The organism is Bradyrhizobium sp. UFLA01-814 (assembly GCF_046718885.1).
In the GTDB taxonomy this organism is placed as follows: Bacteria; Pseudomonadota; Alphaproteobacteria; order Rhizobiales; family Xanthobacteraceae; genus Bradyrhizobium; species Bradyrhizobium elkanii.
In genome coordinates this window covers 1-13,105 of sequence record NZ_JAQOSR010000124.1, presented here as the reverse complement: position 1 = coordinate 13,105, position 13,105 = coordinate 1, and the positions used below count along the sequence as shown (strand labels likewise).

At 64.1% G+C, this 13,105-nt stretch carries 13 protein-coding genes; 10 read left to right on the top strand and 3 right to left on the bottom strand.

All coding sequences use genetic code 11. From position 1 onward, the window contains the following. Window positions 1-301 precede the first annotated feature (301 nt). The 3 genes from PMN64_RS30285 to PMN64_RS30275 all read left to right on the top strand — a co-directional run bounded on the left by PMN64_RS30285 (window position 302) and on the right by PMN64_RS30275 (window position 2,666). Window positions 302-664: a hypothetical protein gene (locus tag PMN64_RS30285; protein WP_411783291.1), complete on the top strand. Its 363-nt coding sequence runs from the start codon at window positions 302-304 to the stop codon at window positions 662-664. Between the two features lie 268 nt (window positions 665-932). Further along, window positions 933-1,178 (top strand): hypothetical protein, encoded by a 246-nt coding sequence (locus PMN64_RS30280; RefSeq protein ID WP_411783290.1) that lies wholly within the window; start codon window positions 933-935, stop codon window positions 1,176-1,178. A 1,008-nt stretch (window positions 1,179-2,186) separates the two neighbouring features. Further along, a complete protein-coding gene (locus PMN64_RS30275) occupies window positions 2,187-2,666 on the top strand; it encodes a low molecular weight phosphatase family protein (RefSeq protein ID WP_411783301.1) in 480 nt (159 codons plus the stop codon). Here PMN64_RS30275 and PMN64_RS30270 read toward each other — a convergent pair. Continuing rightward, entirely contained in the window at window positions 2,620-3,054 is a 435-nt protein-coding gene (locus PMN64_RS30270; protein WP_411783289.1) for an NUDIX domain-containing protein, read from the bottom strand. The two genes, PMN64_RS30275 and PMN64_RS30270, sit on opposite strands and share 47 nt — an antisense overlap. An 808-nt stretch (window positions 3,055-3,862) precedes the next feature. Between PMN64_RS30270 and PMN64_RS30265 the strand changes: the two genes are divergently transcribed. Then, window positions 3,863-4,771: a septal ring lytic transglycosylase RlpA family protein gene (locus PMN64_RS30265; RefSeq protein ID WP_035631554.1), complete on the top strand. Its 909-nt coding sequence runs from the start codon at window positions 3,863-3,865 to the stop codon at window positions 4,769-4,771. 33 nt (window positions 4,772-4,804) lie between these two features. Here PMN64_RS30265 and PMN64_RS30260 read toward each other — a convergent pair whose 3' ends face one another. Then, entirely contained in the window at window positions 4,805-5,740 is a 936-nt protein-coding gene (locus tag PMN64_RS30260; RefSeq protein ID WP_411783287.1) for an alpha/beta fold hydrolase, read from the bottom strand. 267 nt (window positions 5,741-6,007) lie between these two features. Here PMN64_RS30260 and PMN64_RS30255 point away from each other — a divergent pair, with 267 nt between their 5' ends. The 6 genes from PMN64_RS30255 to PMN64_RS30230 all read left to right on the top strand — a co-directional run bounded on the left by PMN64_RS30255 (window position 6,008) and on the right by PMN64_RS30230 (window position 12,589). Continuing rightward, window positions 6,008-7,162, top strand: coding sequence for a D-alanyl-D-alanine carboxypeptidase family protein (locus tag PMN64_RS30255; protein ID WP_196238158.1), 1,155 nt, complete (start codon window positions 6,008-6,010; stop codon window positions 7,160-7,162). A gap of 1 nt (window position 7,163) precedes the next feature. Further along, window positions 7,164-7,850, top strand: coding sequence for a dTMP kinase (gene tmk, locus PMN64_RS30250; RefSeq protein ID WP_028340651.1), 687 nt, complete (start codon window positions 7,164-7,166; stop codon window positions 7,848-7,850). Then, window positions 7,847-8,887 carry a DNA polymerase III subunit delta' gene (locus PMN64_RS30245; protein ID WP_411783286.1) on the top strand — a complete coding sequence of 347 codons (1,041 nt, stop codon included), beginning with the start codon at window positions 7,847-7,849 and terminating at the stop codon, window positions 8,885-8,887. Before tmk ends, PMN64_RS30245 begins: the two co-directional genes overlap by 4 nt. Before the next feature lie 104 nt (window positions 8,888-8,991). Beyond that, the gene (metG, locus tag PMN64_RS30240) at window positions 8,992-10,980 is read left to right on the top strand and encodes a methionine--tRNA ligase (protein ID WP_411783285.1); all 1,989 of its coding nucleotides are present in this window, start codon (window positions 8,992-8,994) and stop codon (window positions 10,978-10,980) included. A 14-nt stretch (window positions 10,981-10,994) separates the two neighbouring features. After that, on the top strand, window positions 10,995-11,786 hold the full coding sequence (locus PMN64_RS30235; RefSeq protein ID WP_304500306.1) for a TatD family hydrolase: 792 nt from the start codon (window positions 10,995-10,997) through the stop codon (window positions 11,784-11,786). Then, the gene (locus tag PMN64_RS30230) at window positions 11,783-12,589 is read left to right on the top strand and encodes an MBL fold metallo-hydrolase (protein ID WP_304495410.1); all 807 of its coding nucleotides are present in this window, start codon (window positions 11,783-11,785) and stop codon (window positions 12,587-12,589) included. Before PMN64_RS30235 ends, PMN64_RS30230 begins: the two co-directional genes overlap by 4 nt. A 4-nt stretch (window positions 12,590-12,593) precedes the next feature. On the opposite strand, the gene PMN64_RS30225 is transcribed toward PMN64_RS30230, so the two are convergent. Continuing rightward, the coding region (locus tag PMN64_RS30225) for an AMP-binding enzyme (protein WP_411783284.1) at window positions 12,594-13,105 on the bottom strand (512 nt) is incomplete at its 5' end.

Here is a 13,105-nt window from a genome sequence, read left to right as displayed (position 1 = left end):
GTCGGGGTGATCTGGACCGCACTATTTTTGTCGATCGCGCCTGCTGAACATGCTTCGAAACCCGCGGGGCAGCCGCGGCAATTGCCATTCCGAACTAGTCCTAACCAACAGACCGGCAGGCAAATCGCGTGCGCAAAAGTAGTAGCGCGCCGCAGCATTGCGGTTCGTGGTGGATAGAAATTGCGAAAAAGGCGCAATGTACGTCGGCGGCGGAGGGTGGCCGCTACAGCCTCCGAAGCCGCGGTCAGTCCCAGCTCAATCCGCCTTCCAGCTGGGCGTACCGGACGGGGAGGGAGATCTTATGAAGGCAGCGCTCTTGGCATTATCGCTCGTTGGTCAGCCGCCCGTACAAATTTCAGACAGTGTTCCCAACTTCGACATCAAGGCGCTTTGCGCGGACGTTTCCGTTGACGATAATGCGTCGGGACTTCCCAAGGACGCGAGCAAGTGCGTGAGTGACGAGACGGTTGCGCGGCAGCAGCTAAACTCGATCTGGCTAACTGTCCCGGCAGGACCGCGTGAAAGTTGCGAACTCTTGGCGGGGTCAGGGCAAGTACAAAGCTATGTCGAACTCCTCGTTTGCCTGAAAATGATTGACTGGGACTCGCCATCGACAGTGCCCTCTGAGAGGCCCAAGCAAGGTTCGAAAACGCTAGGCAATTGAGCGCCATTCGATGAATTGCGGTTGAAAGAGGCCGCCAATTGAGGCGGCCGGAAGCGCTTCAATTGCGGCCGAGGATCAAAGAACGTATCTGCCCGGCTGGGCAGCGGCCTGTATCTGAATTGGCAAAAATGGCCCGCCGGCCGTGAACCGGCATCGGCGGGCCCGGTCTCGGCATCAAGTGCCCGTGAAATGTGAGGCGGTTCACACTCGATCATCGCGAGTTGGCCTAATGCATGAGCGGGTGGCAGCTCGGTGTCGGAGAATCGTGATGCCGTTTTTCAGCAGCCAAAGCTTGGCGTCAGCCGCCGCCGCTTCAGTGCTCAGTATTGTCATCGTGGGAGCGGTTACCTTTTCGGCTGTTGGTTATGTGGAGTGGTCATCGGGCGTTAATCTGACCCATTTCATGGGCCGGACTGCGGCGGATGCCTCAACGCCGGTTCTACCGCTCAAGGGGCGAACAGGTTGCGAGCAGGGCAATAAGCCGCTGCCCGTGCTTTCTCTACCGCTCGAATGACGCCGACCTAAAGCGACAGCGCCCAATCTCCCAAGGCGACTAAACCGCCAGACGGGCAGGCAGGGCAATCGCGCCAGCTTGCTGTGCGAGGAAAAGACGCCGCCGGTCTCAAAAATACACGCCCGGCGGCGTTTCCTTCCTGAACTGGGACACTGAAATCCCCAGCGTCAATTTAACTGCATGGGTCGTGCCGGCAGGGCCTCATCGCCTGCTGGCGACATGCATCGGCGAATTTGTGCCTGGCTCGGGCGCCCCCATAGTTGCCCATACCGCAATGCCTATGGCCAGCGCTAACAGCACGGTCTTTGTAGCAATCTTGTCGCCAGACATTCTCGAGACGCCTCTCATGCGTCAGCGCGGCAAATCTCAAAAACTACGCCGCCGGGCCCGAAATGGTTTGTCCCGGCGGCGCCCTGTCATTCCCAGCGCTAGGGCCCTGAAATTCCCAACGTCACTTGCTTAGCAGGTACCTGGAGTGACGGCTGTTGCCTAACTCACACAAGGTCCAAAAGAGGAGCCGACGCTCAGGGCCGGCGCGCCAGCTCCTCCGAAACGTGACCGTGCTGCGTCCCCAACGGTCCCGTCCCTCAGAGAAGCCTGCGCCGATCACGTTGCTGATTTGCTAACGGGTCCCATTTCCGGATGCGCCCTGTGGGGTACCCCCTGAGACCTCGCCAGGCACGCTACGACATCGAGTACAATTCAGACAGCCGCGGATGTACCGGCGCTCTGCTGAACCGAGGCGGCCTGCTCACTGGCGCCCGCGCCCCCAGCAGACGGAATGACGGCCTCAGCAACCCACGCTGGGGCCGTTTTCGGTTGCGGCCCGCTGCTCAAAATTGGCACCGCAATTGGCACCCAACTCAACGGGACGGGCAGGGATGATTGAGGACTGGTCGGTTCCGTCGTTTCAAGAAACCCCGGGCCGGCCCGTCACTCGCCCGGTCCGTGAGCTGAAAGGGCTCATGCTCGCAACGCCGTTGACCGCGAGGGCCGACGTTGGCCATCATGACGCCCATGAAGCGTGTCCTCTTTCTCTGCACCGGCAACTATTATCGCAGTCGATACGCAGAGGAACTTTTCAATCATCTTGCTAGAGCTGAACAACTGGCGTGGCGCGCGTCCGCCAGAGGCGCGGCCGAGCGGGGATCGCCCGACAATGTCGGGCCCATGTCAGTCTTCACCGATGATCGTCTTCGCGCCAGCGGTATCGTGCCGGAAGGCGCAGCGCGCTTTCCGCAGCCCTGTTCATTGGCGGACTTCGACGACGCCGACCTCGTGATCGCGCTCAAGGAGGCCGAGCACCGTCCGCTGATCGAGCGCCGATTCCCCGAGGTCGCCGACAGGGTGACTTACTGGCACGTAGACGATATCGACTTTGCTCATCCGTCAGTCGCGTTGGCCATGATCGACGATCACATCCGCGCGCTGGTTTCAGCGCTCAGGTCATCGGTTCGCGCTTCAGGAAGATCTCCAGCGCGAACGTAGCCGGGCGCGCGAGCATGCCGCTGATGCGTTCGAGGTCGTCGATGGCGACGATCTCAAGGCGGCCTTCGGTCACCGTCAATTGGTCGATGGGCACGTCGCGCGCGAGGAACACCTCGCCGCGAAGCGTGCCGGTTGGCGTTGCATGATCGGGACCGGAATAGCGGCCGATCAACTCAAAACGCTCGGGCGGCAAATAGTAGCCGATCTCCTCGTGGATCTCGCGCACCACGCATTCAAGGAAGGTCTCGGCGCCTTCCCGCCGTCCCCCAAACAGGCTGACCTTTCCGCGATCGGTAACATGTGGGAGGTCGTCGCGCAGTTGCATCAGCAGCCGGCCATCTGTGCTGACGAGAAGGGCGGACGTTCCCTCCCTGACACTGCCGGTCATCCGTGCATCCTCTGCTGGAAAAGGCGAGGATGCGTCACGAGTGGGGCGGGGGGAAGACCGCAACCCGATCGGCGGGGAGTGAGATAGGGGTAATCGATCACAGTCGCACGGGCGCCGATCGCGCCCGAGGTCTCAAAAACGTTCAGCCGAACGCGAACGCCAGCAGGCTCGAGCACAGCAGCACGAGGCTGGCTGCGGTCAGGGTCAGAAATCCGTCGGAGACCAAATCGTGATTACGCATGACACACCTGCCTTTAATCGATGCTCATCCGAATTGATTAAAGCTTTCCGAACATTCACTCCTGGAAAGAGGTGACGCGTCTTTCCACCTTCAACGGACTGTCAGGCCCGGTACCGATAGCCTTCCACGGCGTGCGCCAAGAAGATCGCCGCACTCACCAGGCCCATCACCGCTGTAACCGTCTCGATCATCGCAAACTTCCTTTGCGCCCCACGCGGACGAGAAAACGATTGCAGCCTTGCACAGTCAAAAAGATTCAATTGTTGGAATCCAAGATGCCCCCCGACTGATGATTTGCTGCAACAGTGTGTCTGATCGCGGGACAGGCCAGGGCGTTGGGCGGAGACGAAGGTCAGTAGAACGACGGAGGAGGCGCAACAGACCATTCACCAAGACGCCACCGCCCGCCGGCTCTCCCCATTTCCGCCGTGTTCCGGTTGCGATATCGTCACGCTCTGGTGCGGAGGTGGGCCGCACAGCGACGGCAAGGGACTTCGACGCCTCGGAGTAGGCGCAGGTCCGGCAGAATGGTACTTGGGGCAGATGGGGATTAGACGGCCAGATTCGATGATCCGGACGGCGCGCGGCGCCGTTGCGGTGGCGACGTGCCTCGTCCTCGCCAATTGTGCCTCCTCGAACAAGTTCGCAAGCCGGGTCGACCCCAAATACGGGGTGTCGTCGAGTCCGCGCGTGGTGGCGCTGGGTGATCCCGTGCCGAAAGGCGGCGGCACCTATCGCATCGGCAAGCCTTATGTTGTCGCCGGCCGCACCTATGTGCCGGAGGAGAATGAGAACTACCGCGCGGAGGGCATGGCGTCCTGGTACGGCGACGATTTCCATGGCCGCCTGACCGCCAATGGCGAGGTGTTCGACATGGGCTCGCTCACGGCCGCCCATCCGACCCTGCCGATGCCGAGCTATGCCCGCGTCACCAATCTGAGCAATGGCAGATCGCTCGTCGTTCGGGTCAATGACCGCGGCCCGTACCACGGCAATCGCCTCATAGATGTCTCGAACAAAGCCGCAGAACTGCTTGAATTCAAAGGCAATGGCGTGGCTCGCGTCCGCGTCGAATATGTCGGCCGAGCGCCACTCGAAGGGTCCGATGACCGCCAGTTGATGGCGACCTTGCGCACCGGTACTCCAGCGCCGTCCCCGTCGATGGTCCGCGTCGCCTCCGCACGGCCGTTCGTGCCTGAGATGTCGTCCTCCTCGGGCCGGGTTCGTGGCGACGTTCCGTTGCCGGAGGGGCGGCCCTACAGCCTCGGCAACACCCAGGCCGACTACGCCTCGGTGAGCGCCACCTCGGAAATGTCGGCCTCGAGCCGCTCGCACCGCCGCTCCACGAACAATCCGCGCGAAGTCTCCTATGAGGGTGACGCGCGCTATGCCGCAAGCCCGAGTCCGGCGGCCGCCTATGTCCCGATCGACGCGCGGGGGCCGGCCGAAGTCCTGAGCGGGCGCGGGCTTTACTGAGCCGTCTGCTTACAGATCAGGCCCTTGGCCTGATCATTTCAGAAACGCGATCAGCGCCTTGTTGACCTCGTCGGGGCGCTCCTGCTGGATCCAGTGGCCGGCGCCTTCGATGATCAGCTTCTGCCTGAGGTTCGGCAGCACGCGCTCCATGTCCGCGACCCGCTTGGCGCCGATCAGCCCGGTGATCACCGAATCATTCGAGCCGGCGATGAACAGCGACGGCTGATGGATCTGCGCGTCCTGCCAGGGCGCGGTCAGCTCCCAATTGCGGTCGAGATTGCGGTACCAGTTCAGGCCACCGCGGAAGCCGGAGTGCCGATAGCCTTCGACGAATTCGGCAATGTCGGCCTCGGTCAGCCAGGCCGGCAAGGGCATTCCTGCCGGCAGCTTGCCGAGGAAGCCCTTGGCCTCGTCGACGAACATCGAGCTCGGATCGGAGACGCCACGCCCGAGCACCAGCCGCATGGTGTGGGCGATGTCGCGCTCGAACTCGGCCTCGGCCACGCCGGGCGGCTGAAAGTACTGCCAATAGAAATTGGTGATGCCGCTGTCGCGCAGGGTCTCGAGCGGGCGACCACGGCCGCGGAACGGCGGCGGCACGCTGAGGCCGGCGACTTTCGTGAAGATGTCGGGACGGAACAGGGCCGCGTGCCAGGCCACCGGCGCACCCCAGTCATGGCCGACGATCATCGCGCGGGTCTCGCCGAGGGCGGCAACCAGCGCGACCATGTCTCCGACCGTATCGAAGATCGTGTAGGCGCCGACCTCGGCCGGCGCGCCGGAGCGGCCGAAGCCGCGCATGTCAGGCGCGACGACCCGAAAGCCTGCCGCGGCCAGCGCCGCGATCTGGTGCCGCCATGAATAGGACAGTTCCGGCCAGCCATGGCAGAGCACGACCAGCGGGCCTTGCCCGGCCTCGCGCACGAACATGTCGATGCCGTTGGCGGAAATGGTGCGGGAGGATGACATTCGCGTTTCCGCCTTGTTTGCCGGTTGTGCTGACGTTAGCTGGTTCCGAGGATAGGGACGTTCAACGCAGGCGGCAATCCAGCTTGCCGTGCACAAACGCAGAAACCTCAGTTGTTTGCGATACTTCCAGCTGTTAGAACGCAGTCTTTCAGGACATCGCCGATGGCAGCCCCAACCGCAGTTCCCCGCACGTTGTCAGCTCGCGCCGGGCATTGCTGGCGCGGCCTGGTCGCGGCCGCGGTCGCGCTGGCGATCGGTTGCGGCGGAATGGTCTATGCCGCCAACAACAGCGTCCAGGGCGCCAAGAAGGAAGAGGGCGGGTTCGACGGCGATGCGCCGACCGCGATTCTGGTCGAGGCCAGCAGCGGCAGCGTGCTGTTCGAGAAGAACGCCGACGAGCTGCGCGCGCCATCCAGCATGATGAAGCTGATGACGGCCGAGGTGGTGTTCGACGCCCTCAAGAAGGGCGACATCAAGCTCACGGACGAGTACCGGATCAGCGAGAGCGCCTGGCGGCGGGGCGGGGCGCCGTCCGGCACCTCGACGATGTTCGCGGCGATCAACAGCAAGGTCTCGGTCGACGATCTCCTGCATGGCGCGATCATCCCGAGCGGCAACGACGCCTGCATCGCGCTCGCCGAAGGCATTGCCGGCAATGAGCATACCTTTGCGACCGACTTCATGACCAAGCGCGCCCGCGAGCTCGGCATGACCAGGTCGACCTTCGGCAATTCCAACGGGCTGCCCGACCCGGCCAACAAGATGACGGTGCGGGAACTCGCAACGCTGGCGCGCCACATCATCCTGACCTACCCGGACAGGTACAAGCTGTTCGGCGAGAAGGAATTCACCTGGAACAAGATCCGCCAGCAAAACCGCAACCCGCTGCTGAACGCCTTGCCCGGTGCCGACGGCTTGAAGACCGGCTACACCAAGGAAGGCGGCTACGGCATGGTCGGCTCGGCGGTGCAGAACGACACGCGGCTGATCGTCGTGGTCAACGGCCTCGAGGATTCCGAGGACCGCGCGACCGAAGCCAAGAAGATGCTGGAATGGGGGTTCCGCAGCTTCGAGACCCGGACCCTGATCGCGGCCAATCAGCCGGTCGGCTATGCACGGGTGTTCGGCGGCGAGAGCCGCTCGGTCAAGCTCGTCAGCCCCGATCCGATCAAGGTGATGGTGTCGAAGAACGGCAACGACAAGCTGCTCGCGCGCGTCATCTATAGCGGCCCGGTCAAGGCGCCCATCACCGCCGGCCAGAAGATCGGCGTGGTGCGGGTGTGGCGCGGCGCCAATGTCGCAATGGAAACTCCGGTTTTCGCGGCGGACGCCGTCGGCACCGGATCGACGATGCGTCGTGCGCTCGACGGCGCCCAGGAGCTGGTCATCGGCATGTTCCGCGCAGGGGTCGAGAAGCTCTGACATGGCGGAAGCAGCAGTCCAACGGCCGAGCTTGCGCGGTCGCTTCATCACCTTTGAGGGCGGCGAGGGGTCGGGGAAATCGACCCAGATCCGCAAGCTTGCCGAACGGCTCGATGCCGCCAAGCTGCGCGCGATCGTGACCCGCGAGCCGGGCGGCTCGCCGGGGGCGGAGATCATCCGTCACCTCGTGCTGTCAGGGATGGGCAAGCTGCTGGGGCCGGAGGCCGAGACGCTGCTGTTTGCCGCTGCACGCGACGACCATGTCCGCACCGTGATCCTGCCGGCGCTCAATCAGGGCATCTGGGTGCTGTGCGATCGTTTCTTCGATTCCACGCGGGCCTATCAGGGCCAGCTCGGGCAGGTGTCGCCCGAACTCGTCAACGCCATGCAGCGCGTGACCATCGGCGATCTCAAGCCCGATCTGACCTTCATCCTCGATGTGCCCGTCGAGGTCGGATTGCAACGCGCCGCTGCGCGACGCGGCGACGCCACCGCCGATCGCTTCGAAGCCGAAGGCATCAAGTTCCATCAGGATTTGCGTGACGCGTACCGCCGGATCGCGGCCGAAGATCCGGAGCGCTGCGTCCTGATCGACGCCACGGCCGATCCGGATACGGTCACGGCCAGGATATGGGCCGCGCTGCGCGAGCATCTGCGCGCAGCGCTCACGGCGGACAATCCTGCATGAGCGCGCGCAAGGTCGAACAGGAGAGCGCCGCCCGCCATCCGCGCGAAACGCCGGATTTGTTCGGGCATCGCGAGGCGGAGACCGCCTTGCTCGATGCCTATCGCAGCGGACGAATTCCGCACGCCTGGCTGATCGGCGGCGCGCAGGGCATCGGCAAGGCGACGCTGGCCTACCGCATGGCGCGGTTCGTGCTGGCGTTTCGCAATCCGAAATCGTCCCAGATTCAGGCGGCGCCGACGCTGCGGGTCGATCCATCAGATCCGGTGGCACGCCAGATCACGGCGGGCGCCCATGGCGGGCTCCTTGTGCTCGAGCGCGGCCTCAACGATCGCGGCGTGATGCGGACCGTCATCACGGTCGACGAGACGCGGGAGACCATCTCGTTCTTCGGCTCGACCGCTGCGGTCGACGGCTGGCGCGTCTGCATCGTCGATACCGTCGACGAGCTCAATCCCAACGCCGCGAACGCGCTGCTGAAGATCCTCGAGGAGCCGCCGCAGCAATCGCTGTTCCTCCTGGTCAGCCACGCACCGTCACGGGTGCTGCCGACCATCCTGTCCCGTTGCCGCAAGTTGCTGCTGCGGCCGCTGGAGACGAGCGACGTGGTGCGCGCGGCCGCGGCCGCAACCGATATCGAAGCCGACGATCCGGCACTACTGGAAGCCGCCGCGGCATCCGAAGGCAGCGTCGGGCGGGCGCTGTCGCTGCTCGGCGGCGATGCGCTCAAGCTGCAGCAACGCACGGCCGCGCTGCTCGCGACGCTTCCGAGTGTCGATCCGCGCGAGCTGCATGCGCTGGGCGATGCGCTCGGCACCAGCGACCGTGTCGCGCTCGCCGCTTTCATCGACGGCATCGATCGCTGGATGAGCGAGCGCATGCGCACGGGCGACGCCAATGCCAATCTGCCGCGCCTTGCACGGCTGGCGGAGGTATGGGAAAAGATCGTCCGCGCCGCGCGCGATACCGAAGCCTACAATCTGGAGCGCAAGCCGCTGGTTTTCTCGGTGTTTTCGATGCTCGCGGACGCGACCCGATAGACGCCAAATCCGCAAACAATCTGGCTGAAAACGCATCTGCCTGAACACATATCTGTCTGACTAAACTCCCGACAATCTCGTTTCGATCTGCAAAGGATTCCGTGGTGGCGACCGCTAAGAAGAAATCGTCGAAAAAAGCCAAGAAGACGAAGAAGGCATCGCCCGCTCGCGCGACCGGCAAAGCCACGGCGAAATCGCGCGCCGCCAAGAAGGCTGGGCGCGTCGCCAAGAAAGCGAAGAAGGCCGCCAAGGCCAAAACGGGAGCCAAGGGCGCCAGGAAATCGGCGGCGAAGAAGGTCGTAAAAAGGGCCGTCAAGAAAGCCGCGAAGAAGACGGCCAAGAGCACGGCCAAGAAGACTGCTGCGAAGGCCACCAAGGCTCCGCCGAAGAAGGCAGCCGCAGCAGCCGTCGCACCGGCGGCAAAGAAGCCCGCTCTGCCGGTGGCTCCCGTTGCCGAGAAGGCGCCGAGACCAGCAAAGGTTCGCGCGCCGAAGCAGCCCAAATCCGCTGCGGCGGCTCCTGCGGCCGCATCCATCCCGGTGCCCGCCGCGGACCGCGGCAACATGTTCTACATCACGACCGCAATCGCTTATCCGAACGGTCAGCCGCATATCGGCCACGCCTATGAGGCGATCGCGACCGACGCATTGGCGCGCTTCCAGCGTCTCGACGGCAAGGACGTGTTCTTCCTGACTGGCACCGACGAGCACGGACAGAAGATGATCCAGACCGCGGCCGGCGAGGGAATGACGCCCTACGATCTCGCGACCCGCAATGCCGCGCGGTTCAAAGAGATGGACGAGCGGCTCAACGTCTCGTTCGACCGCTTCATCCGCACCTCGGAGCCTGCGCATCACGAGTCGGTGCAGGCGATCTGGCGGCGCATGCAGGACAATGGCGACATCTACATCGACGCCTATGCCGGCTGGTACTCGGTACGTGACGAGGCCTATTACGCCGAGGATGAGACCACAGTCGGCGAGGACAATGTCCGCCGCGGCCCGCAGGGCACGCCGGTCGAGTGGGTTGAGGAGAAGAGCTATTTCTTCAAGCTCTCGGCCTACCAGGACAAGCTCTTGCACCTCTATGAGAGCCAGCCCGATTTCATCGGCCCGGATTCGCGTCGCAACGAGGTGATGAGTTTCGTGCGCGGCGGGCTCAAGGACCTCTCGATCTCGCGCACCACCTTCGACTGGGGTGTCAAGGTCCCGGACGATCCCGAGCACGTGATGTATGTCTGGGTCGACGCGCTGACCAACTACATCACCGGCGTCGGCTATCCCGATGAGAGCGACAAGCATTGGCGCTACTGGCCGGCCGACGTCCACATCATCGGCAAGGACATTATCCGCTTCCACGCCGTGTACTGGCCGGCCTTCCTGATGTCGGCAGGCATTCCCGTGCAGAAGCGGGTCTATGCGCACGGCTTCCTGTTCAACAGGGGCGAGAAGATGTCGAAGTCGGTCGGCAATGTGGTCGACCCCTTCAATCTCGCCGAGCAGTACGGCGTCGACCAGATGCGTTACTTCTTCCTGCGCGAAGTGCCGTTCGGCCAGGACGGCAACTACAATCACGAGGCCATCGTCGCGCGCATCAACGCCGACCTCGCCAATGATTTCGGCAATCTGGCGCAGCGTTCATTGTCGATGATCGCCAAGCAACTCGGCGGCGTGCTGCCGGAGCCCGGCGAATTCAGCGACAACGACAAGGCGATTCTGGCGCAGGCCGACGCCATGCTGGAGACGTCGCGGACCGCGATGGCGACGCAGCAGATCCATCAATGGCTCAACACGGTCTGGGCCGTGGTCGCCGAGGCCAACCGCTATTTTGCCGGCGAGGCGCCGTGGGCGCTGGCGAAGACTGATCCCGCGCGCCAGAAGACGGTGCTGTATGTCACCGCCGAGGTCGTGCGCCAGATCGCGATCATGGCGCAGGCCGTGATGCCGGAGTCCTGCGGCAAGATGCTCGACAGCCTCGGTATAGCTGCTGACGCCCGCGGCTTTGCCGCGGTCGCCGAGCGCATCAAGCCGGGCACCGTCCTGCCGGCGCCTGTTGGCGTGTTCCCGCGCTATGTGGAACCGAAGACCGAGTGAGCGGTTCGAAATTCATGCTGGTCGACAGTCACTGCCATCTGGATTTCCCTGATTTCGCCGACGATCTCGACGGGATCGTCGGGCGTGCCGAAGCGGCCGGCATCGGCCGCATGGTCACGATCTCGACCCGGGTGAGGCGGCTCGGCGGCCTGCTCGCGATCACCGAGCGCTTCCCCGACGTCTACTGCTCGGTCGGCACCCATCCGCATCATGCCGATGAAGAGGACGGCATCCCGGCCAGCGAACTGATCGAGCTGACGAAGCATCCGAAGGTCGTGGCGCTCGGCGAGGCGGGGCTCGACTATTTCTACGAGCACGGTTCGCGCGAGGCCCAGGAGCGCGGCTTTCGCGCGCACATCGCCGCCGCCCGCGAAACGGGGCTGCCGCTGGTCATCCATACCAGGGAGGCCGACGAGGATTGCGGTCGCATCCTGGAGGATGAAGTCGCGAAGGGCGCGTTCAAGGCCGTCCTGCACTGCTACACCGGCGGCCGCGAGCTCGCGATGAAGGCGATCGCGCTTGGGCTGTCGATCTCGTTCACGGGCATCCTGACCTTCAAGAAGTCGGACGCGCTGCGCGCGCTGGCCGCCGAGCTGCCGGCCGACCGCATCATGGTCGAGACAGACGCGCCGTATCTTGCGCCCGGCAAATTCCGCGGCAAGCGCAACGAGCCGTCCTATGTCGTCGAGGTCGCCAAGGTGCTCGCGGAAACGCGCGGCGTCTCCCTGGAGGAGATCTCGCGGCAGACCACCGAAAACTTCTTCCGGCTGTTCTCCAAGGTGCCGGCGCCGAAGGTTGCTGCATGACGCTGACACTGACCATTCTGGGCTGCGGCTCGTCCGCCGGCGTGCCGCGCCCGGCACTCGGCTGGGGCGCCTGCGATCCCGGCAATCCCAAGAACCGCCGCCGCCGCTGCTCGATCATGGCCGAGCGCACCATGGAGCACGGCACCACGCGGGTCGTGATCGACACCTCGCCCGATCTGCGTGAGCAGCTGATCGACAGCAATGTCGAGCACATCGACGCGGTATTCCTGACGCATGAGCATGCCGACCAGACCCACGGCATCGACGATTTGCGTTCGGTCGTGCTGCATCAGCGCCGCCGCATCCCGGTCTACTTCAACCAGTCGACCGCCAAGGACATGATGGCGCGGTTCTCCTATTGCTTCATCGCGCCGGAAGGCAGCGACTACCCGCCGATCCTGACGCGGCATTCGATCGAGGCCGGCGAGAGCCACACGGTCCAGGGGAAGGGCGGCCCGCTGAAGCTCGGGGCCTTCCTTGTGCAGCATGGCAAGATCCCGGCGCTCGGCTACCGCGTTGGCGGCGCCGCCTACACGCCCGATCTGCACGACATCCCCCAGGAGAGCTGGCCGGCGCTCGAAGGTCTCGATCTCTGGATCGTCGACGGCTTGCGCTATGCGCAGCATCCCAGCCATTTCAGCGTTGCGGACGCGCTGTCGTGGATCGAGCGCTTCAAGCCGAAGCGCGCGGTCATCACCAACATGCATTCCGACCTCGACTACGAGGTGCTGCGGCAGAGCCTGCCGGCCGGCGTCATTCCGGCCTATGACGGCATGCGGTTGACGCTCGATCGGGCAGGCTGACGGCTCAGGCCGAGATCGCCTTGGCCGATCCGACCTGGTTGCGCAGCAGGAATTTCTGGATCTTGCCGGTCGAGGTCTTCGGGATCACGCCGAACACCACGGCTTTCGGCGTCTTGAACCCCGACATGTGCTCGCGGCAATAGGCGATGATCTCGGCCTCGGTCGCCTTGGCGCCGTCCTTCAGTTCGATGAAGGCGCAAGGTACTTCGCCCCATTTCGGGTCGGGCTTTGCCACGACGGCCGCAAACAGCACGGCCGGGTGCTTGTAGAGGATGTCCTCGACCTCGACGGAGGAGACGTTCTCGCCGCCGGAGATGATGATGTCCTTGGAGCGGTCCTTGATGATGACGTAACCGTGCTCGTCGAGCACGCCGAGATCGCCGGTGTGAAACCAGCCGCCGGCAAAGGCTTCCTGCGTCGCCGTCGCGTTCTTCAGATAGCCCTTCATCACGATGTTGCCGCGGAACATGACCTCGCCGATGGTCTCGCCGTCGCGCGGCACCTCGCGCATGGTCT